Source organism: Actinomadura sp. NTSP31 (assembly GCF_041951385.1).
GTDB lineage: Bacteria > Actinomycetota > Actinomycetes > Streptosporangiales > Streptosporangiaceae > Spirillospora > Spirillospora napierensis.
Genome location: NZ_JBGNUT010000017.1, coordinates 157924 through 177449 on the forward strand (window position 1 = coordinate 157924; position 19526 = coordinate 177449).

15 protein-coding genes and 1 pseudogene are annotated in these 19526 nt (G+C 73.3%); 11 read left to right on the forward strand and 5 right to left on the reverse strand.

Translation table 11 applies throughout. From position 1 onward, the window contains the following. Window positions 1–193: 193 nt before the first annotated feature. The 3 genes and pseudogenes from ACA514_RS27770 to ACA514_RS27780 all read left to right on the forward strand — a co-directional run bounded on the left by ACA514_RS27770 (window position 194) and on the right by ACA514_RS27780 (window position 2714). Window positions 194–1441, forward strand: coding sequence for a hypothetical protein (locus tag ACA514_RS27770; protein WP_375044175.1), 1248 nt, complete (start codon window positions 194–196; stop codon window positions 1439–1441). A 76-nt stretch (window positions 1442–1517) separates the two neighbouring features. Further along, a pseudogene (locus ACA514_RS27775) lies at window positions 1518–1640 on the forward strand (6-phosphogluconate dehydrogenase); the annotation flags it as partial. Window positions 1641–2342: 702 nt separating this feature from the next. Next, on the forward strand, window positions 2343–2714 hold the full coding sequence (locus ACA514_RS27780) for a hypothetical protein (protein WP_375044176.1): 372 nt from the start codon (window positions 2343–2345) through the stop codon (window positions 2712–2714). On the opposite strand, the gene ACA514_RS27785 is transcribed toward ACA514_RS27780, so the two are convergent. Further along, window positions 2711–5017 (reverse strand): DEAD/DEAH box helicase, encoded by a 2307-nt coding sequence (locus ACA514_RS27785; protein WP_375044177.1) that lies wholly within the window; start codon window positions 5015–5017, stop codon window positions 2711–2713. The genes ACA514_RS27780 and ACA514_RS27785 overlap by 4 nt on opposite strands. Before the next feature lie 247 nt (window positions 5018–5264). Between ACA514_RS27785 and ACA514_RS27790 the strand changes: the two genes are divergently transcribed. Further along, the gene (locus ACA514_RS27790) at window positions 5265–5618 is read left to right on the forward strand and encodes an STAS domain-containing protein (RefSeq protein WP_021597910.1); all 354 of its coding nucleotides are present in this window, start codon (window positions 5265–5267) and stop codon (window positions 5616–5618) included. Window positions 5619–5634: 16 nt separating this feature from the next. After that, window positions 5635–6075, forward strand: a complete 441-nt coding sequence (locus tag ACA514_RS27795; protein ID WP_344272916.1) for an ATP-binding protein — start codon at window positions 5635–5637, stop codon at window positions 6073–6075. A gap of 129 nt (window positions 6076–6204) precedes the next feature. Here ACA514_RS27795 and ACA514_RS27800 read toward each other — a convergent pair whose 3' ends face one another. After that, window positions 6205–7137, reverse strand: a complete 933-nt coding sequence (locus ACA514_RS27800) for an NADP-dependent oxidoreductase (protein ID WP_375044178.1) — start codon at window positions 7135–7137, stop codon at window positions 6205–6207. 123 nt (window positions 7138–7260) lie between these two features. On the opposite strand from ACA514_RS27800, the gene ACA514_RS27805 reads away from it, so the two are divergent. The 3 genes from ACA514_RS27805 (at window position 7261) to ACA514_RS27815 (ending at window position 11856) form a co-directional block, all read left to right on the forward strand. After that, window positions 7261–8175: an AraC family transcriptional regulator gene (locus ACA514_RS27805; RefSeq protein WP_375044179.1), complete on the forward strand. Its 915-nt coding sequence runs from the start codon at window positions 7261–7263 to the stop codon at window positions 8173–8175. 429 nt (window positions 8176–8604) lie between these two features. Beyond that, window positions 8605–11115 carry a sodium-translocating pyrophosphatase gene (locus ACA514_RS27810; protein WP_375044180.1) on the forward strand — a complete coding sequence of 837 codons (2511 nt, stop codon included), beginning with the start codon at window positions 8605–8607 and terminating at the stop codon, window positions 11113–11115. A gap of 273 nt (window positions 11116–11388) precedes the next feature. Continuing rightward, window positions 11389–11856, forward strand: a complete 468-nt coding sequence (locus ACA514_RS27815; protein ID WP_375044181.1) for a histidine phosphatase family protein — start codon at window positions 11389–11391, stop codon at window positions 11854–11856. Window positions 11857–11860: 4 nt separating this feature from the next. On the opposite strand, the gene ACA514_RS27820 is transcribed toward ACA514_RS27815, so the two are convergent. After that, window positions 11861–14113, reverse strand: coding sequence for an FUSC family protein (locus ACA514_RS27820; RefSeq protein WP_375044182.1), 2253 nt, complete (start codon window positions 14111–14113; stop codon window positions 11861–11863). A 331-nt stretch (window positions 14114–14444) separates the two neighbouring features. Here ACA514_RS27820 and ACA514_RS27825 point away from each other — a divergent pair, with 331 nt between their 5' ends. The 3 genes from ACA514_RS27825 to ACA514_RS27835 all read left to right on the forward strand — a co-directional run bounded on the left by ACA514_RS27825 (window position 14445) and on the right by ACA514_RS27835 (window position 17296). Further along, on the forward strand, window positions 14445–15338 hold the full coding sequence (locus ACA514_RS27825) for an alpha/beta hydrolase (protein WP_375044183.1): 894 nt from the start codon (window positions 14445–14447) through the stop codon (window positions 15336–15338). A gap of 74 nt (window positions 15339–15412) precedes the next feature. After that, entirely contained in the window at window positions 15413–15889 is a 477-nt protein-coding gene (locus ACA514_RS27830) for a nuclear transport factor 2 family protein (protein WP_375044184.1), read from the forward strand. 21 nt (window positions 15890–15910) lie between these two features. Beyond that, on the forward strand, window positions 15911–17296 hold the full coding sequence (locus ACA514_RS27835; protein WP_375044185.1) for an MFS transporter: 1386 nt from the start codon (window positions 15911–15913) through the stop codon (window positions 17294–17296). A gap of 35 nt (window positions 17297–17331) precedes the next feature. On the opposite strand, the gene ACA514_RS27840 is transcribed toward ACA514_RS27835, so the two are convergent. Next, entirely contained in the window at window positions 17332–18231 is a 900-nt protein-coding gene (locus ACA514_RS27840; protein ID WP_375044186.1) for a LysR family transcriptional regulator, read from the reverse strand. A gap of 12 nt (window positions 18232–18243) precedes the next feature. Continuing rightward, a complete protein-coding gene (serB, locus tag ACA514_RS27845) occupies window positions 18244–19452 on the reverse strand; it encodes a phosphoserine phosphatase SerB (RefSeq protein WP_375044187.1) in 1209 nt (402 codons plus the stop codon). Window positions 19453–19526: the final 74 nt, after the last annotated feature.

The following is a 19526-nucleotide window of genomic DNA, read 5'->3' on the forward strand; positions in this document are numbered from 1 at the left end:
CTTTGTCATCTTCCTGTGACTTTTCCTACCGTCCGGTACGTTACGCTGCCCTGAGCCCATAGTCATCACTCGGCACAGTGCGCCCCGCGAGCGTCGTTCTCGGCGGGTGGAGATGCAGGACGCTGTCGAAGGGATTGAGGCCGTGACCATCATTCGCAGGATCGGTGCAGTCGCGCTAGCGGCGCCCCTTGCGATGAGCATCCCGGTCCTTGGCGCGGTGCCCGCGGGCGCCGCCACGACGGCCGTGATCAGCCCGGCGAACGGCGCGGTCATCACCAGCGGGTCGAGTGTGACGATCAAGGCGCACTACGACTTCGCGCTCAAGATGCAGCTGCGGGTCGACGGTCCCGGGATCGGCGACACGTTCCTCAAGGAGAGCAGCTGGGCGGGCGACCTGTCGGCCCCGCTCGAGCTCCGCCGGAACGGCAAGTACAAGGCGTATCTCAAGGGCTCGCTCACCGGCCAGATCTACGACTCCAACACCTTCACCGTGCGGATCGCGCCCGCCGCGCCGACCGGTGTGTCCGCGAGCGTGTCGGGCGGCAAGGCGGTGGTGAAGTGGAACCGCGGCTATGAGGACGACCTCCTCGGCTACGCCCTGTCGGGTTCCGGTGTCGCTTCCAAGTCCGGGTCCTTGGCCTCGCTCTGCTCCGGCACGGAGTGCCGCGCCAGCCTGTCGCTGACGAAGTCGAGCGGAACGGTCTCGGTCGGAGTGCGGGCCAGGCGGTCCACCGGCACGGGCGGTTCGCTGTACTCGTCCACGTCGACGGCCAGTGCTGTGGCGGGGAGCGGCACGGGAAGCCTGCCCTCCGGCAGCGCGCCGTCGCTGCCGTCCGGCACGTCCGCGCCGGGCACGTCCACCCCGCTGACGCCGTTCAACAACGAGTCGCCGGTCACGCTGCCGTCCGTCCAACCCGACGGCGCAACGCCGGGCTTCACCTACCCCGCACCGAAGATCGCGACGGACGCGCCGAAGGCGGTTAACGTCGCGTCGACCGATCGGCTGCAGTGGGGCAAGAGCGTCGGGATCGCGCTGATCCTGCTGATCGTCGCGGGCCACCTCGGCATGTGGACGCGGCGGTTGCGAGTCACCCAGGTGGGGGCGAGCAGCCTCGGCACCGCGGCCCGGATCGCGCGCGGCGGAACCGGACGCAGGCGCGTCAAGAACGCGCGCGCCCAGATCGCGCGCGCGGAGGCCATCGCGAAGACAGGTCCGGTGAAGCCGGCCGGTAAGAGCGCGGCCGGCAAGGGCGCGCGCACCGGCGACACGATGGTGATCGGCCCGGCGAAGAAGGCGAAGCCGAAGAGCCGGACCGGCCGGCGTCCGGCGACCGTCGGCAACAAGCCCCGCGGCGGCGTGGACGTCCAGATCGGCAGGCCGGCGTCCGCCAAGTCCGGAACCAAGCACCGCTCCACCACCCGAGGCCGCCGCCGCAAGTAGGCGAACGGGCTGGCGCCCGGTGTGGCCAGGCCCTTGCCGCCGCACGCAACGGCCGGGCACGGTCGGGCGCTCTGCCGGCTACGAGCTGATCGAGGCCAGCCCCCTCGTCACGAAGGTGCCGCAGACGTTCCTCAGCTGGCAGGAAGGCACGGTCATCCGATCCTGGCTGCTGGACCTGCTGAACCGTCCGCTCGGCGAGGGTCGTTCCCCGCAGTCGTCGCGAAGGGGCGCCGCGGTAAGTGAACGGGTACGGTCGGGGCGCTCTGTCGAGGGTCCTCGCCCCCGGACATCGTGGTAGGTGGACGCCGCGGTAAGCGAAGGGGCGCCGCGGTAAGTGGCGCGGCTACGGCCGGGGCGCTCTGTCGAAGGTCCCCGCGCCCGCGGACGTCGCGGTGAGGGGGGCCACGGCAAGGAGGGCGCTGCGGTAAGTGGGCGTCGCGGTGAGGGACGTCGCGGTAAGGGCGGCCGCGGTCAGTGGACGTCGGGGTATGGGGCGCCGCGGTAAGGAGGGTGCCGCGGTCAGTGGGGGCCGCGCCTTGGGGCGGGCGGTGACGTGGTGCCCTGGTCGATGAGGAGCGTCGCGCGCGCTGTCCACGGGGCTTTTCGTTTTGTGTTGTGTTCATCAGGGTGATCGCGCTGGCTCAGCGGCGGCGCAGAGAGGTGACCGCGTCTCGACGTGGGCGACGTGGTTGGTGCTCTGGCCATGTGGTGTAGCGGGGCGTCGGTGTTCGCTGTGCTGCGCGGCTGTGGGTGCAGGCGGCTGCGCCCACCGCCGCGTCCGGCACTGCGTGGCCTTGTGGGGTGTTTGGGGTTTGGGGTGGTTGTGGGGGTGGCGACTGATTTGGCGGGGGGTCTAGGCTGCCTTGCCAGTTTCCCCGGCACGGAAGAGGAGACCCTCCGCATGATCATCTTGGGGTTGGTCGTCACGCTCGCCGCCATCGTCGCGGGTGTGGCCGTCATCCTGGGCAACACCGGTGAGGTGCACGTGACCGCGTTCGGGCACGAGGTGCCCGGCATCACGCAGGAGTGGCACCTGTTCCTGGCCGGCGCCGTCGTCGCCATCGTCTTCCTGGCGGGCGCCGGGGTCGCCGCACTGGGGTTCCGGCGCGCGATGGGCATGCGCAGGGAGTTGAGGGATCTGCGGGAGGAGCACGAGGAGTCGCTGCAGACGCTGGAGATGGAGCGCCGCAAGCTGCAGCAGGCGCTGGCGCAGGCCCGGCGCGGCCTGGACGACCCGCCGCCCGTTCCCGCCCAGCGCGTCGCCCCGAACTAGGAAGCGGCCTCCAGCAGGACGGCCAGGAGGGTGAGTGCACCCTGCTTGTCGAGGGGTTCGTTGCCGTTGCCGCATTTCGGGGACTGGATGCAGGACGGGCAGCCCGACTCGCATTCGCAGGACGCGATCGCGTCGCGGGTGGCGCGCAGCCAGGCGGACGCGTCGGCAAAGCCGCGTTCGGCGAAGCCGGCGCCGCCCTCGTGGCCGTCGTAGACGAAGACGGTGAGCAGCCCGGTGTCGGGGTGGACGGCGGTGGAGACGCCGCCGATGTCCCAGCGGTCGCAGGTGGCGTAGAGGGGGAGCAGGCCGATGGAGGCGTGCTCGGCGGCGTGCGCGGCGCCCGCGAGGTCGAGGTCGCCGAGCCCCTCCACCTGGGATTCCGACAGCGTCCACCACACGGCGCGGGTGCGCAGGGTGCGGGGTGGGAGGTCGAGGGGTTTCTCGCCGAGCATCTCGCCGGTCTGGACGCGGCGCATCTGGTAGGCGACGACCTGGCTGGTGACGTCCACGGTGCCGTAGCAGAGGGTCGCGTCGCCCCATGAGGTGGAGCGGAGCCGTTCGGCGATGGTGATGTCGGTGACGTCGCGGGCGGTCGTGGAGTAGTCGGGGTCGGCGGCCTCGACGAGGGCGACGGAGTCGTCCAGGTCGAGGGTCTGGACGACGAACGAGTCGCCCTGGTGGATGTAGACGGCGCCGTCGTGGACGGTGGTGTGCGCGGACGCCTCGTCGACGGTGCCGAGCAGGCGTCCGGTCGCGGCCTCGACGACCTGGACGGGCGCGCCGCCGGCGCCGCGGATGTCGGCGAGGTCGCAGGCCTTGTCGCGGCGCGTCCAGAACCAGCCGGCGGGGCGGCGGCGCAGGAACCCGCGGCGGACGAGGTCGGGCAGCAGGTCGGCGGTGGACGGCCCGAACAGCGCGGCGTCGTCCTCGGTGAGGGGGAGTTCGGACGCGGCGGCGCACAGGTGCGGTTCGAGGACGTAGGGGTTGTCGGGGTCCAGGACGGTCGCCTCGACGGGCGTCCCGAAGATCGCCTCGGGGTGGTGGACGAGGAAGGTGTCGAGGGGGTCGTCGCGGGCGACGAGGACGGACAGGGCGGCCTGCCCGGACCGTCCGGCGCGTCCGGCCTGCTGCCAGAGGGACGCGCGGGTGCCGGGCCAGCCGCAGACGAGGACGGCGTCGAGCCCGGACACGTCCACCCCGAGTTCGAGGGCGTTGGTGCTGGCCAGGCCCACGATGGAGCGGGAGCGGAGTGCGGCTTCGAGGGCGCGGCGCTCCTCGGGCAGGTAGCCGGCGCGGTACGCGGCGACCTGGTCGGCGAGGGCGGGGGCCACCTCGTGCAGGGCGCGTTTCGCGCCGAGCGCGACGGATTCGGCGCCGCGCCGCGACCGGACGAACGCGAGGGTCTGGACGCCTTCGACGACGAGGTCGGCGAGGAGGTCGCCGGCCTCGGCGGTGGCGGTGCGGCGGACCGGCGCGCCCTGCTCGCCGCGCAGGTCGGTGAGGGGCGGTTCCCAGAGCGCGAAGGTGGCGGGTCCGCGGGGCGAGGCGTCGGAGTCCACGGCGACGACGTCGAGGCCGGTGAGGCGGGACGCGGTGGACGCCGGTTCGGACGTGGTGGCGGACGCCAGGATGAAGGTGGGCGAGGCGTGGTAGCGGGCGCAGACGCGGCGGAGGCGGCGCAGGACATGCGCGACGTGCGAGCCGAAGACGCCCCGGTATCCGTGCGCCTCGTCCACGACGACGTAGCGGAGGCGGCGCAGGAACGACGACCAGCGGGAGTGCCCGGGCAGGATCGACCGGTGCAGCATGTCGGGATTCGTCAGCACATAGTTGGCATGCTGGCGGACCCAGGACCGCTCGTCCCGGGGGGTGTCGCCGTCGTAGGTCGCGGCGCGGACCCGGGTGAGGCGCAGGGCCCGCAGCGCGCGGAGCTGGTCGGCGGCGAGCGCCTTGGTCGGCGACAGGTAGAGGATCGTCCCCTCGCGGTGGTGGTCCTCCTCGCCCGCATAGATCGCCTCGACGGCGGGCAGCAGGTAGGCGAGGGACTTTCCGGACGCGGTGCCTGTGGCGATGATCACAGACCGGCCGGCGCGGGCGTGCTCCGCCGCGGCCGCCTGGTGCTCCCACGGCGCCTCGATGCCGGCGGCGGCCAGCCGGTCCACCAGAAGCGGGGGCGACCACGCCGGCCACGGCGCGCGGCGGCCCTCACGTGCGGGAACGCGCTCCACGTGGGTGATGCGGTCCCGCCGGGACGGGTCGGCGAGCAGCCGGTCGAGAGGGGTTGAAGATCTTTGGACGGCCATCAGGTTTTCAGTTTGCCAGCCGGGGCAAAACTACGGGAACGCCCCGGCGCCGGTGGGCCCGCTCCCCCTGTGCTCATCTGTGGATCAGCAGGTCAGACGGGACGGCGCGAACTTTCGCCCGACTGGTCGATAACGTGCGTGCGCCGCGCCGGAGCGTGGTTGAATCACGGCGATGTCTCGCCGCCCGGGCCGCCGCCGCGGAGCCCGGAGGCGTGATCGGATTGTGCTGCACGGCGCTGGAGGATTTGTGGACCTGAAGGTGAACGACTACACCACCGACGATGGCCTCACCGTCATCAACGTGGAGGGCGAGATCGACGTCTACACGGCGCCGAAGCTTCGCGAGAAGCTCATCGACCTGGTCAACAAGGGCAAGTTCCACCTGCTCGTGGACATGGAGAAGGTGGAGTTCCTGGACTCGACCGGCCTCGGCGTCCTGGTCGGCGGGCTGAAGCGGGTCCGCGCGCACGACGGCTCGCTGGAGCTGGTCTGCACCCAGGAGCGCATCCTCAAGATCTTCCGGATCACGGGGCTGACCAAGGTCTTCGGCATCCACGACTCGATCGCCGAGGCCGAGGAGAAGCGCAAGGGCGCGAAATAGGCGGCCTGACACCACGATGGCGACCGTTGAACTGTCCTTCAGTGCGCTGCCCGTCCATGTCCGGACCGCCCGGCTGATCGTGACCGCGGTGGCCCGCCGCAGCGGCGTCGCCGAGGCGCTGCTCGACGAGGTCCGGCTGGCAGTGGGCGAGGCGTGCTCGCGGGCCGTGGAGGCGCACCGCCTGCACTGCCCGGACGAACCGGTCCGGCTCGAGCTGACCGGCGCCGGCCGCCGCTTCGAGGTCACCGTGAGCGACACCGTTCCCGGGGACGACGCGGCGGGCGGACCACCGGCGCCCCCGGACGAGGACGATCTGGAGTTCGGGCTGGGCGAGGGCACCGCCGAGCTCGGGCTGGCCGTGATCGCCGGCCTCGCCGACGACGTGGAGATCGCGACCACGCCGAAGGGCGTCCAGATCCGGATGAGCTGGCCGGCGGAGGCGGAGGCGACCATCTGAGCCCGGCAGAGCCGGGCCGGAGGTCCGTCGAGGCGCATTGACCGGCCCGTCCCCCAGACCGCAGGTGAAGGCCCCGCTCCGGCGGGGCCTTCGCCGTGTCCGGGCCCGCGGCACGATCCGGCCGCAGGGTCAGGGGGTGAGGACGATCTTGCCCTGGGTGCGGCCCGACTCGACGAGCTCGTGCGCCTTCGCGGCGGCGTCGAGCGGCAGGACCTGGCTGACGTGCGGGCGGAGCAGGCCCTCCTCGACGAGCGCCGTCAGCGCTTCGAGGGCCGTGTGGTCGGGCTCGACCGTGATGCCGGTGAAGCGGCGCCCGGCCGCGGCGGCGGCCGCCGCGAGGGCGGTGTCCTCGCGGTCGACGGCGGTGACGAGGAAGCCGCCGGGCCGCAGGACGCGCAGCGACCGCTCGCCGTACCCGCCGCCGACGGCGTCGTAGACGACGTCGAGGCCGCCGGTCGCCTCGGTGAAGTCGGCCGCCCGGTAGTCGATCACCTCGTCGGCGCCGAGCGACCGGACGAAGGCGTGCTTGCCGGCGCTCGCCGTCGCGACGACGTGCGCGCCGCGCGCCTTGGCGATCTGCACGGCGACGTGGCCGAGGCCGCCGCCCGCCCCGTGCACGAGGACCCGGTCGCCCTCCCGCACTCCCGCGGCGTCCACGAGGCCCTGCCAGGCGGTGAGGCCGACGAGCGGCAGCGCGGCGGCCTCCACGTGGCTGAGGGAGGCGGGCTTGCGCGCGATCTGCCGGGACGGCGCGACGACGTACTCGGCGTAGGCGTTCGCGGCGCGCGGGAACAGCGGCATCCCGTAGACCTCGTCGCCGGGCTCGAACCGCGTGACGCCCGGCACGACCTCCTCCACGATCCCGGACACGTCCCAGCCGAGGGTGAACGGCGGGTCGCCGAGGAGCGGGAACGAGCCCGAGCGGATGTAGGCGTCGACCGGGTTGACCGCCGTCGCGCGGACGCGGACGAGGACCTCGGCCGGCAGGGGCACGGGACGTTCGGTGTCGACGACCTCGAGGACCTCCGGGCCGCCGAAGGCCTTCTGAGTGACCGCACGCATGATCTTCTCCTGGTGTTCGCGGGGACCTGGTACCGATCACCGTACGGAGGGGGCCGGAGACGTTGAATGTCACGCAGTCGCCGATTCATGTCCGAGCGTCTCATCCGGCGTAGCATCCTCGGCATGGACGTGCTCAGCGAAGTGATCGCCTCGATGCGGACCGGCCGTCCGGCGGCGACGCGCACCGACGCGCGGGCGCCCTGGGCGCTGCGGCTCCGCCCGGTCGCGGGCGCCGGGTTCCACGTGATCCTGGAGGGCTCCTGCTGGCTCGTCCCGCCGGAGGGGGCCGGCGAGCCCTTCGAGCTGGCGGCGGGGGACGTGGTGTTCCTGCGGTCGGGGCGGGAGCACGTCCTCGCGGACGACCCGTCCACGCGGTCGGTCCGGGTCCACACCGGGGCGGACGGCGGCGGCTTCGGCGAGCTGACGATCGACGGTCCCGGGCCGCGGACGGTCATGCTGTGCGGGGCGTACGACCTGGACCAGGCGCGCCCGCATCCGCTGCTGCGCGGGCTGCCGCCGGTGATCCACCTGTCGGCGAGGCACGGCCGCCATCCGGAGCTGCGCGCGGCGGTGGCGCTGCTCGGCGCGGAGCTGTCGGGGCGGCGGCAGGGCGCGGACGGGATCGTCCCGCCGATGATCGACGTGCTGCTGTTCCACATCCTGCGGGCCTGGCTGGACGAGGCGGACGCGCCGGACGGCTGGGCCGCGGCGCTGGCGGACCCGGGGATCTCGCGGGCCCTGCGGGCCATCCACGAGGAGCCGGGGCGGCGCTGGACGGTGGAGGCGCTCGGCCGCCGCGCGGGGCTGTCGCGGGCGGCGTTCGCGCGCCGGTTCGCGGCGCTGGTCGGGGAGCCGCCGCTGGCGTACCTGACGCGCTGGCGGATGACGGCGGCGGGCCGCCTGCTGCGGGAGACCGGCGATCCGCTGAGCGTGGTGGCGGAGCGGACCGGGTACGCGTCGGAGTTCGCGTTCGCCAAGGCGTTCAAGCGCGAGTTCGGCGTGCCGCCCGGCGGCTACCGCAAGTCCTGGGGTTCCTGAGACCCCTGGGGCGGAACGGCTGACCGGCGTGTGAGATTCTCTCCCGGATTGATCTTGGATTGCCGGATTTGGGTCTGGACATATTCCGTGTTAATGCCTAGCTTAATTACCGGACGCCGTACCCGGTGCCGTCCGCCGGTGCCCGCCGCGACCCTGTCAAGGTGGCCGCGGGGTAAGACCGTGCTTACCGGGACCGACCTGCGGAAATAGCTGGCGACCAGCCGCAAAGGTCAAATTACGGCGTAATGCGGATTGCTTTTCCATGACATCCTCATTAAGGGTCTGGCGGCCTTCTCATTCGCCGTTCGCCTGCGTAGACTCCCGGCACCCGCGCTGCCGTGCGAGGCGTTCGAAATCAGGACTCGCGGGGTAGGCGGTAAAGATCGTCTTTTGACGGTCGAGTCGCAACACCCCTGTCGAGGAGGACGGATGTCTGGGCTTTCCCTGTCAAGCCCGGCCACTGCAGCAGCGGACGTGGATCTCGGCGGCGGCGACCTGTCACTGGTCGTCGTCGTCGCCGTGGTCGCGTTGCTGGCACTGGCCGTCGCCGCGGGCCTGGTACGCGATGTACTGGCCGCGGGTCAGGGCACCGCGAAGATGCAGGAGATCGCGCTCGCGGTCCAGGTCGGCGCGAGCGCCTACCTGAAACGCCAGTTCCGCACGGTCGGCGTCTTCGTGGTGCTCATTCCGCTGGTGCTGCTGCTCCTGCCCGCCGACTCGTGGAGCGAACGCATCGGGCGGTCGGTGTTCTTCGTCATCGGGGCGGTGTTCTCCGCCGTCACCGGCTTCACCGGCATGTGGCTCGCGGTCCGCGGCAACGTCCGGGTCGCGGCGGCCGCCCGCGAGGAGGGCGGCGAGAAGACCGCGATGCGGATCGCCTTCCGCACCGGCGGCGTCGCCGGCATGTTCACCGTCGGCCTCGGCCTGTTCGGCGCGGCGGTCGTCGTGCTGGCCTACCAGGGCGACGCGCCGAAGGTGCTGGAGGGCTTCGGCTTCGGCGCCGCGCTGCTCGCGATGTTCATGCGGGTCGGCGGCGGCATCTTCACCAAGGCCGCCGACGTCGGCGCCGACCTGGTCGGCAAGGTCGAGCAGGGCATCCCCGAGGACGACCCGCGCAACGCGGCGACGATCGCCGACAACGTGGGCGACAACGTCGGCGACTGCGCCGGCATGGCCGCGGACCTGTTCGAGTCGTACTCGGTGATGCTGGTCGCCGCGCTCATCCTGGGCACCGCGGCGTTCGGCACGCAGGGCCTGGTGTTCCCGCTGCTGGTGCCGATGATCGGCGTCATCACCGCGGTGATCGGCATCTTCGCGGTGATGCCGCGGGACGGCGACCGGTCCGGGATGACGGCGATCAACCGCGGCTTCTTCATCTCCGCGATCATCTCCGCGGTGCTCGTCGCGATCGCCGCGTTCACCTACCTGCCGTCGTCGTTCGCGGACCTGGACGGCGGCATCCACAACGTGGACGCCGACCCGCGCTGGGTGGCGCTCGGCTCGGTGATCATCGGCATCGTGCTGGCGAGCGCGATCCAGCTGCTCACCGGCTACTTCACCGAGACCAACCGCAAGCCGGTGCGGGAAGTGACCGAAAGCTCGCGGACCGGGCCGGCGACCGTCATCCTGTCCGGCATCTCGCTGGGCCTGGAGTCGGCCGTCTACACCGCGCTCGTCATCGCCGCCGCCGTCTACGGCGCGTTCCTGCTCGGCTTCGGCAACACCACCGTCGCGCTCTTCGCGGTGGCGATGGCCGGCACCGGGCTGCTCACCACCGTCGGCGTGATCGTGTCCATGGACACCTTCGGGCCCGTCTCCGACAACGCCCAGGGCATCGCGGAGATGTCCGGCGACGTCCAGGGCGAGGCCGCGAAGGTCCTGGAGCGGCTGGACGGCGTCGGCAACACGACCAAGGCCATCACCAAGGGCATCGCGATCGCGACGGCGGTGCTCGCGGCGACCGCGCTGTTCGGCTCGTTCGGGACGGCGGTCAACTCCGCCCTCGCGGACGCGTCCGATTCCGCCAAGGACGCGATCGGCTCGCAGTTCAACCACGGCGTCAACCTGTCGATCGACAACCCGAACGTGCTGATCGGGCTGATCATCGGCGCGGCCGTGGTGTTCCTGTTCTCCGGCCTGGCGATCATGGCGGTGGGCCGGGCGGCCGGACGCGTCGTGGTGGAGGTGCGCGAGCAGTTCCGCACCAAGCCCGGGATCATGGACTACACCGAGAAGCCGGACTACGACCGGGTCGTGGACATCTGCACCCGGGACGCGCAGCGCGAGCTCGCGACCCCCGGCCTGCTGGCGATCCTGACGCCGATCGCGGTCGGCTTCGGGCTCGGGTACGCGCCGCTCGGCGCGTTCCTGGGCGGCGCGATCGCGGCCGGGGTGCTGATGGCGGTGTTCCTGGCGAACGCCGGCGGCGCCTGGGACAACGCCAAGAAGGTCGTCGAGGAGGGCTTCCTCGGCGGCAAGGGCAGCCCGGCGCACGAGGCGACGGTCATCGGCGACACGGTCGGCGACCCGTTCAAGGACACCGCCGGCCCCGCGATCAACCCGCTGATCAAGGTGATGAACCTGGTCGCGCTGCTGATCGCGGACGCGGTCGTGACCTACGCCGACAACTACGCGCTGCGGATCGGCGTGACGGTCGTGGCGGTCGGCATCGTCGTCGGGGCGATCGTCGTCTCCAAGCGCCGCGCCGACCCGATCGCCCCGTCGGCCGAGGCGGGCGGCGACGCGGCGGCCGCCCCGGCCGCCCCGACCGCCGTCGAGGGCGACGGGCCCGAGGGGGGCGCGATCGAGGCCACGGCGCCCGAGCAGGCCGGCGCTCCCGCGCAGGAGGCCACCGGGCCCGAGGGGGCCGCGGTCGGCGCCGAGGCGAACGGCGCGGCGGCCTCCGGGAAGGCCGACGAGTCCCCCGCCGGGGCGTCCTGACCCCGCGCGATCCGAGGGGCCGGCGGCAGGGTGCCGCCGGCCCCTTCCGCGTTCACCCCGGGTGGTGTCCGGAGCACGCGGCACCGGTCGTACGCTGTACGCGGGAAATCGGGAGTGGAAACGGGAGGCGCTGTGGCGAGCGGCGACAAGCCGGCCTTGGCCGGGGGCAAGGGGTTCGCGCTGGTGCTCTGCGGGATGCTCGGCATCCTGCTCCTGCTGTGGGGGCTGGCGGCGCTCGTCGCGCCGTGACGGCCCGGCACTAGGGTGGCGGGCATGCCGACGCTCATCGTGCTCCGCCACGCCAAGGCCGTCGCGGGCTTCGGGACGCCCGACATCGAACGGACCCTCAACGACCGCGGGCGCCGCGACGCCGCCGCGGCCGGCGAGTGGCTGCGCACCGAGGGCCACGTCCCCGGGCGGGTGCTGTGCTCCCCCGCCGCGCGCACACGCGAGACGCTCGGCCTGCTCGCGGTGCAGGCCGACACCGCCTTCGAGGACGGCATCTACGACAACGACCCCGGCGTGCTGATGTCCCTCGTCGCCGAGACGCCGGACGACGTCGGGACGCTCCTGCTGGTCGGGCACAACCCGTCGGTGCACCAGTTCGTCCACGACCTGACCGGGCAGGCGCCGGAGCAGTTCCCCACGTGCGCGCTCGCGGTCGTCGACCTGCCGGCGCCGTGGGCGGACGTCCGGCCGGGCCTCGGCACCCTGGCCGCCTTCCGCACCCCCAAGGACTGAGCACTCACGAACTCTGCCCGGCCGCCGCGAGGGAGGCGTTGATGACGCGGCCGGTGTCGCGGCGCAGCGACCTGATCGTGTAGCGGGTCCCGGACACCTGCGCCAGCGCGTGCCGAAGCGGGGTGAACTCCTCCCGCCCGACGCCCGACCTGATCTCGGCGCGGCGCCGCTTGGTGAGCTTCTCCAGGTAGGAGTCGAGGTCGGCGAGCTCCTCCTCGAGCTCCTCGGCGGGCGAGCGGGCCTTCAGCTCCTCGGCGTCCGCCGGGTCGTCCAGCAGCGTGGCGGCCTCCTCCAGCTGGTCGGCGAGCCGGTCCAGGATCTCCGGCACCGGCCCCGCGTCGACGGCCTCCTCCCGGGTCACCCGCGCGACCGCGATGAGGTGGTCGCGGACGCGGTGCGCGGCGCGGACCGCGTCGCGCAGCCGCCTGATCAGCTCGGTGTCGGGCACCCGCTCGTGCCCGAGCCGGTCCCCGGTCTCGGCGACCGCCTCCGCGGACCGCTCCGCGGTGACGACCTTCTCCTGCGGCAGCCGGACCTGCTCGCCGCCCGCCACGTCCGCCGCGGCCCGGACGAGGTCGGCGTGCACCGACAGCATCCGGCCGAGCTGCACGGGCAGCCGCTCCAGGTGCCCGGCGGGCCACAGCAGCCGGACGGCGAGGAACGACAGCACCGTCCCGCCGGCGACCAGCCCGATCCGCTCCCCGGCGACGCGCCAGTCGGCGGACGAGGAGAAGTCGAGCAGCATCATCGCCAGCGGCGTGCCGAACAGCCCCCAGTAGGTGAAGTTGATCGGGCGCAGCGCGAACCCGGCCAGCGCGAAGACGAAGACGATCACCGCGACGACCGGCTGGACCGGCGCCAGCGTCAGCACGACCGCGGCGACCACCGACCCGGCGGCGGTGCCGCCGACGCGCTGCACCAGCCGCTCGACGGTCTCGCCGTAGGTCGCGCGCAGGCTCAGCATCGCGGTGATCGTCAGCCAGTGGCCGTGCGGGATGTGCAGCCCCGCGGCCAGCGCCATCGACACCACGGCGGTGACGTAGACCCGGGTGACCTGCCGGAACAGCGGGGAACGCGTGCGCACGGCGTGCCGGGCGCGGTCCAGCGCCGTCCTCGGGTGCGGGACGCCCGGCATCCGCGGCGGCCCGATCGCGATCCGCAGGCCCCCGGCGATGACGCGGCGCGCCGAGGACGTCTCACCGGCGATGCGGTCGATGGACCGCCGCACCTGCCCGATCAGCGACACCGCGACGAGGTCCTCGTCGCCGGCCAGCCCGGCGCGCCGGATCTGCTCGGCGAGCCGGCCCAGCCGGCGGACGGCGGCGGACTCCTCCCCTCCGAGCGGCGCCTCCCCGTTGGTGGCGATCGCGCCGGCCAGCAGCCGCAGCCGGGCCGCGAGCGCGGACACCGCGGTCTGCGTCTCCAGCGCCCACTCGCGGTCCGGCGGGTAGTTCCTCGCGGCCTCCAGCACGGCCTGCAGCGTGACCGTCTCGTGCAGGACGCGGCCCAGCGCGTCGATCAGCCGTTCCGGCCGGGTGGGCTCGCTGCCTCCCCGTCCCGCCCGGTACAGCCCGTAGACGGCGCGGGCGTCGGTGAGCGCCTCGGACGCGGCGCGCCGCCGCTCCTCCCAGTCGGGCATGCGGGCGACGGCGAGCAGGTCGGGGTTGGTGAGCTCGACGGCCTCCAGGGGGCTCGGGTCGGGCGCGGCGACGTCCTGCGCGACGGCGTCGAGCGCCTCGGCGACCCGGTCGGCGGCCTCGGCGAGGGCCTCCCGCAGCGGCCGGAGCCGCCGCACCGGCCACGGCACGAGCAGCAGCCCCATGGTGAGCAGCCCGCCGATCAGCTCCAGCAGGCCGACGCCGATGACGTCCGCCGACGGCGGCCGGATCGCGCTCAGCAGCACCGCGAGGCCCGCCGTCGAGCCGATCCGGGGGACCGCGACGCCGAGCGCGATCAGCGGCGGCACCACGACGACCGCCGGCCAGGTGTGCCCGCTCAGCAGCCCGCCGACCGCGGACCCGATCGCGACCATCAGCACGCCGCTCGCCAGGTCCCGCGCCCGGTTCCCGTACGGCCCCTCCGGCGCCCGCAGCGCCACCAGGTAGGCGCCGAGCGCGATCATCGAGCCCTGCGCGGCGCGTCCCGTCAGCGACCCGGCCAGCAGCGGGATCGCCATGGCGAGCGCCGCGGCCAGCCCGTAGAAGGGGGCCGTCTGCCCGTTGATCTGGGCGTACGCCGTCCGCGCACGCTTCAGCACCGCTCCGGCTCGCCTTCTCGACTCGTCCCGCCGGCCCCGGCGGGTTCCGGGGACCGCACAACGCCACTCCTACCCCGAAACCCCCAGAGTGATCGTTCCGGCCCGCGCGGGCCCGGGCGTCCGCGCGGGCCCGGGCGTCCGGGACGGCCGCGCTGATCGGCGGGATGGTTTAGCTCCGCTCAACCTCGCGTTACGCATCGGGCGTTGTTCGGGGCTCCGGACGCTGCCAGCGTGGAGGCCGGTGAGCGATCAACGCCGGACATCGCGAGCTCACCCTCCCCCGATCGGCCGCGCGCCGCCCTGTGCCCGCCCATGCCCAAGGAGTCCTGCCATGCCCCTGCCCGAACACGTGCGTTTCGCCGGCGATGAGGCCGAGCTCGCCGGGCATCTCTTCCTGCCGGACCCCGCCTGCGGGGCCGGTCCGCCCTCGGCCGTCGTGGTCGCCGGGACCTGGACCAGCGTCAAGGAGCAGATGGCCGACCGGTACGCCGAGGAGCTCGCCCGGCGCGGCTATGCGGCGCTGTCGTTCGACTTCACCGGATACGGCGAGTCCGATGGCCGGCCGCGGGACTACGAGTCGCCGGAGCTGAAGGTCCGGGACATGCGTGCGGCGGCCGACTTCCTGACCGGGCATCCGGCGGTGGGCGACGGGCAGCTGGGCGCGTTGGGCGTGTGCGCCGGCGCGATGTACGCGAGCGCCTTCGCCGCCGCGGACCCGAGGGTGCGGTCGCTCGCCCTTGTGGCGCCATGGCTGCACGACCGCCGCATCTGCGAGGAGAACTACGGCGGTCCGGAGGGCGTCGAGGCGAAGAAGGCGGCGGCGGCCGACGCCCGGCGCGGGTACGAGGCGACCGGAGAGGTCGCCTACGTGCCGGTGGTCAGCGGCAGTGACCCGGACGCGGCCATGCCCTTCGACATCGACTTCTACCTGAACCCGGAGCGCGGCGGGATCCCGCAGTGGCCCAACCGGTTCGCCGTCATGGCCTGGACCGGGTGGCTGGACTTCGACGCGGTCGCGCTCGCGCCGAAGGTGACCGCGCCCGTGCTGCTGGTGCACAGCGAGGACGCGGCCATCCCGGACGGTGCCCGCCGCTTCCACGACGCCCTCGGCGGGCCCAAGGAGTTCCTGTGGACCGAGGGCGTCCAGTTCGACTTCTACGACCAGGCACCCCAGGTCGGCTTCGCTGCGGACGCGGCGGCCGAGCACTTCGCCCGCACGCTGTGAGCACTTCGCACCCCCGGTCCACTTCGCATCCCCGGCCCACCCCCCACGTCGCCCCGACAGGAGACCACCTCGCCATGCCCGACTCGCTTGCGGCCGCCGCGCCGTCCACGTCCGAGACCAAGATCGAGATCGCGGAGACCTGCACCCGGATGGCCGTGCACGCCGACCGCCGTGAATGGGCGCTGCTGCGCGGCCTGTTCGCCGACAGCGTCCTTCTCGACTACACGAGCCTCAACGGCGGCGAGCCCTCCCGGCTCACCCCGCAGGAGATCGTCGACGCCTGGGCGGCGACGCTCGGCGGCTTCGACGCCACCCAGCACCTGATCGCCAACCACCTGGTGGAGGTCGACGGGGACCGGGCCGTCTGCACCGCGTCCTTCCAAGCCACGCACCGCCTCGCCACGCCCTACGGAGCGCCGCTGTGGACGCTCGGCGGCGACTACCGGTGGGAGCTGGCCCGGACCGGCGGCCGATGGCTGATCGACTCCGTGGTGATGACGGCGACCTGGGGCGACGGAAACAAGGACCTGCCCGCACGGGCCGCAGGCTGACGGCACGTGAGGAGAGTCCCGATGACATCCCCGCCCAAGCCCGCCGTGGCCCCGGCGCCGGTCCGGGAAGACGGGTCTCCCGTCGTGCTCGGCGCGGCACTGCTGGGCTTCTTCCTCATCTCGCTGGACGCGTTGATCGTCACCGTCGCCCTGCCCGAGATCGGCCGCAGCCTCGGCGGCGGTATGTCCGGCCTGCAGTGGGTGGTGGACGGGTACACGCTGATGTTCGCCGCCCTGATGCTGTCCGCGGGCGCGCTGTCCGACCGGATCGGGGCCAAGCGGGCGTACGGCGGCGGGCTGGTGCTGTTCGCGCTGTCCTCGGCCGCGTGCGGGTTCGCGCCCGGGCTCGGCGTGCTGGTGGCCGCGAGGCTGGTGCAGGGGGCCGCGGCGGCGGTGATGATGCCGGCGTCGCTGGCGCTGGTCCGGCAGGGGTTCCCGGACCAGGCGAAGCGGGCGCGGGCGATCGCGGTCTGGACCGTGGGCGGCGCTGTCGCGGTGGCGGCGGGACCGGTGCTCGGCGGGGCGCTCACCGCCTCCGCCGGGTGGCGGTGGATCTTCTTCGTCAACCTGCCCGCGGGCCTGCTGGCCCTCGTCCTGCTCGCCCGCGTGCCCGCCTCCCCGCGGCTGCCCGCGCGTCTCGACGCGGCCGGGCAGGTGACGGCGGTGGTCGCGATGGGCGCGCTGACCTACGGCGTGATCGAGGGCGGCGACCAGGGCTTCGGCCGCCCGCTCGTGGTGGTGTCGCTGCTGGTGGCAGCCGTTGCGGCGGCCGCCTTCCTCGCCGCGCAGGCCAGGGGCGCGCACCCGATGATCCCGCTGCCGCTGTTCCGCTCGCGGGTGGTCGCGGTCTCCTTGGTGGTCGGCTTCATGCTCAATGCCGCCTACTACGGCGGGGTGTTCGTCTTCAGCCTGTATCTGCAGCAGGAGCGCGGGCAGTCCGCGCTGCACGCGGGGCTGCTGTTCATTCCGATGACGGCGCTGGTCGCGGTCGTGAACCTGGCCTCGGCGAGGCTGGCCGCGCGGTTCGGGCCGCGGGTGCCGATGGTGGCGGGACAGCTGGTCGGGACGGCCGGGCTGGTGGCGCTGCTGACGGTCGGCGCGCACACCGGCGTGTGGACGGTCGCGGCGCTGATGGTGCCGGTCGGCCTCGGCGGGGCGCTGACGGTGCCGGCGCTGACCGCGATGCTGCTCGACGCGGTGCCCGCGGACCGGGCGGGCACCGCGGGCGCCGTGCTCAACACCGGCCGGCAGGTCGGCGGGGCGATCTCGGTGGCGGTCTTCGGGGCCCTGCTGGCCGGCGCGGACACGTTCCTGACCGGCATGCGCTGGAGCATGCTGATCGCGGCGGCCGGGCTCGTGCTGACGGCGGGTGCGACGCTGACGCTGCCGCGGGGCGAGCGGACCTGAGACGGCCATGGCGGAACGTCACGGCCGGGACGGTGTCAGGCCTCGCCGGGTGGACGCGGAGCGAATTCGAGGATCGTCCGGACGAGGGCCTGGACTCCGGCCGTCTCGCCCGCGTCCCGCCACATCAGCGCGTACTCGACGGGCGGCGCGTCGTCGAACGGGACGTAGGCGATGTCAGGCCGGGCGTGGTAGTGCCCCGCCCTGACGGTGCCCACCGTGGCCCCTTTGCCCGCGCCCACCAGCGAGAGAACCTCCTGCCAGCCGACGGCGCTCGGGCCGTGCTCGATGCGGCGGCCCTGGGGGGTGCGGCGCGGGAAGAACGCGTCGCGCCACACCTGGGACACTCCCGTCGCCGTGATGAGCGGCAGGGCGGCGAAGTCCTCCTGCGACACCGTCTCCCGCGCCGCCAGGTGGTGCGCGGCGGGCACCACGAGGGCACGGCGCTCGGAGAACACGACGGGGCCCACGGTGATTCCGGGGTCGTCGACGGGCGGCTCGGCGACCACCAGGTCGACGCCCTTGTCCCGCAGCGTCGCGATGGCCGCGTTGTACGTCACGTCTCTCAGCTCGACGGAGCAGCGGGGGTGACGTGACGAGAAGGCGTCGGCGGCCCGCAGCACGAGCTCACTGGACCAGGGGGCGGTGAAGCCGACGCGCAGCACGCCGCTGATGCCCTCGTAGGCCGCCGTCGCGTTGGCGACGGCCTCCTGGATCTGCCGGTAGGCGGGGAGCAGGTCGTCGCGGAGCCGCCGGCCGACCGGAGTGAGGGCCACGCGGCGGCTGCTGCGCTCGAACAGCGCGCCGCCGATGCGGCGCTCCAGCGACTTGATCGTCTGGCTGACCCGGCCCGGCGAGACGTGCAGGCGTTCGGCCGTCCGCGAGAAGTGCAGCTCCTCGGCCAGGGCCAGAAAGGTCTCGAGCTCGTACCGCTCCACCGGGCTGGGCGCTCAGGCGTCCTGGGCGGCGTCGGCGGCGTCGGCGGCCTCGACCTCCTCGCGGGAGATGCCGAGGAGGAAGACGATCGTGTCGAGGTAGGGCACGCTGACGGCGGTGTCGGCGGCCTGGCGGACGACCGGCTTGGCGTTGTAGGCGACGCCGAGGCCCGCGGCCTGGAGCATGTCCAGGTCGTTGGCGCCGTCGCCGATCGCGACGGTCTGGCTGACCGGGATGCCCGCCTCGGCGGCGAAGCGCCGCAGCGCGGCGGCCTTCCCGGCCCGGTCGATCACCGGGCCGGTGACGCGGCCGGTGAGCTTGCCGTTCTCGATCTCCAGGGTGTTCGCGGCGGAGTAGTCGATGCCGAGGTCGTCGACGAGGGCGTCGGTGACCTGGGTGAAGCCGCCGGAGACGATCGCGAACTTGTAGTCCAGGCGCTTCAGCGTGCGGACCATGGTGCGGGCGCCGGCCGCCAGCCGCAGCTTGTCGCGGACGTCGTCGATCGCGGCCGCGTCGAGCCCGGCGAGCAGCGCGACCCGCTCGCGCAGGGAGCCCTCGAAGTCCAGCTCGCCGCGCATCGCGGCCTCGGTGACCTTGGCGACCTCGTCGAGGCAGCCGGCGTGCTCGGCGAGCAGTTCGATCACCTCGCCCTGGATCAGGGTCGAGTCGACGTCCATGACGATCAGCCGCTTGGCGCGCCGGCTCAGCCCGCCGTGCTGGACGGCGATGTCGACCTGCTGCTCGGCGGCCTCGACGGCGAGCCCGGCGCGCAGCGTGTCGGGATCGGCGCCGGAGACGTCCATCTCGATGCAGGTGACCGGGTTCTGCGCGAGCCGCTCGATCCGGTCGATGTTGGCGCCGTGCGCGGAGATCCGCCCGGCGATGCCGGCCATCGCGGCGGGCTTCAGCGGGGCGCCGAGCACGGTGACGTGCAGCCGGCCGCCGCGCTTCGGCATCCGCTTGTTGCGGCCGGTGGACAGCTCGATCTCCATGTCGAGATCGTTGGCGACCTTCTCGGCGGCGTTCCACACGCGGCCGATGTCGGCGCCCTCGGTGTAGGCGAGCAGGACGCCGAGGACGAGCCGCCCGCGGATCACGACCTGCTCGACGTCGGCGACGGTGAGCGGGAACTGGGAGAGTGTGCGGAACAACCGCGACGTCACGCCGGGGCGGTCTCGTCCGGTGAGTGTGATGAGCAGCGTTCGCTGTGCTGACCCGTCCATAGCTGTCCACAACGGTACCGGCCGCGGGACACCCCTCGCGCGCCCGGTCCGGCATGCGAGACGGCGCGCCCCCC

Excerpts from the sequence above, each read along its gene's own strand:
- ACA514_RS27770 (WP_375044175.1), top strand. The coding sequence starts at position 194 with ATGAGCATCCCGGTCCTTGGCGCGGTGCCCGCGGGCGCCGCCACGACG.
- ACA514_RS27780 (WP_375044176.1), top strand. The coding sequence starts at position 2,343 with ATGATCATCTTGGGGTTGGTCGTCACGCTCGCCGCCATCGTCGCGGGT.
- ACA514_RS27785 (WP_375044177.1), bottom strand. The coding sequence starts at position 5,017 with ATGGCCGTCCAAAGATCTTCAACCCCTCTCGACCGGCTGCTCGCCGAC.
- ACA514_RS27795 (WP_344272916.1), top strand. The coding sequence starts at position 5,635 with ATGGCGACCGTTGAACTGTCCTTCAGTGCGCTGCCCGTCCATGTCCGG.
- ACA514_RS27800 (WP_375044178.1), bottom strand. The coding sequence starts at position 7,137 with ATGCGTGCGGTCACTCAGAAGGCCTTCGGCGGCCCGGAGGTCCTCGAG.
- ACA514_RS27805 (WP_375044179.1), top strand. The coding sequence starts at position 7,261 with ATGGACGTGCTCAGCGAAGTGATCGCCTCGATGCGGACCGGCCGTCCG.
- ACA514_RS27810 (WP_375044180.1), top strand. The coding sequence starts at position 8,605 with ATGTCTGGGCTTTCCCTGTCAAGCCCGGCCACTGCAGCAGCGGACGTG.
- ACA514_RS27815 (WP_375044181.1), top strand. The coding sequence starts at position 11,389 with ATGCCGACGCTCATCGTGCTCCGCCACGCCAAGGCCGTCGCGGGCTTC.
- ACA514_RS27825 (WP_375044183.1), top strand. The coding sequence starts at position 14,445 with ATGCCCCTGCCCGAACACGTGCGTTTCGCCGGCGATGAGGCCGAGCTC.
- ACA514_RS27830 (WP_375044184.1), top strand. The coding sequence starts at position 15,413 with ATGCCCGACTCGCTTGCGGCCGCCGCGCCGTCCACGTCCGAGACCAAG.
- ACA514_RS27835 (WP_375044185.1), top strand. The coding sequence starts at position 15,911 with ATGACATCCCCGCCCAAGCCCGCCGTGGCCCCGGCGCCGGTCCGGGAA.
- serB (WP_375044187.1), bottom strand. The coding sequence starts at position 19,452 with ATGGACGGGTCAGCACAGCGAACGCTGCTCATCACACTCACCGGACGA.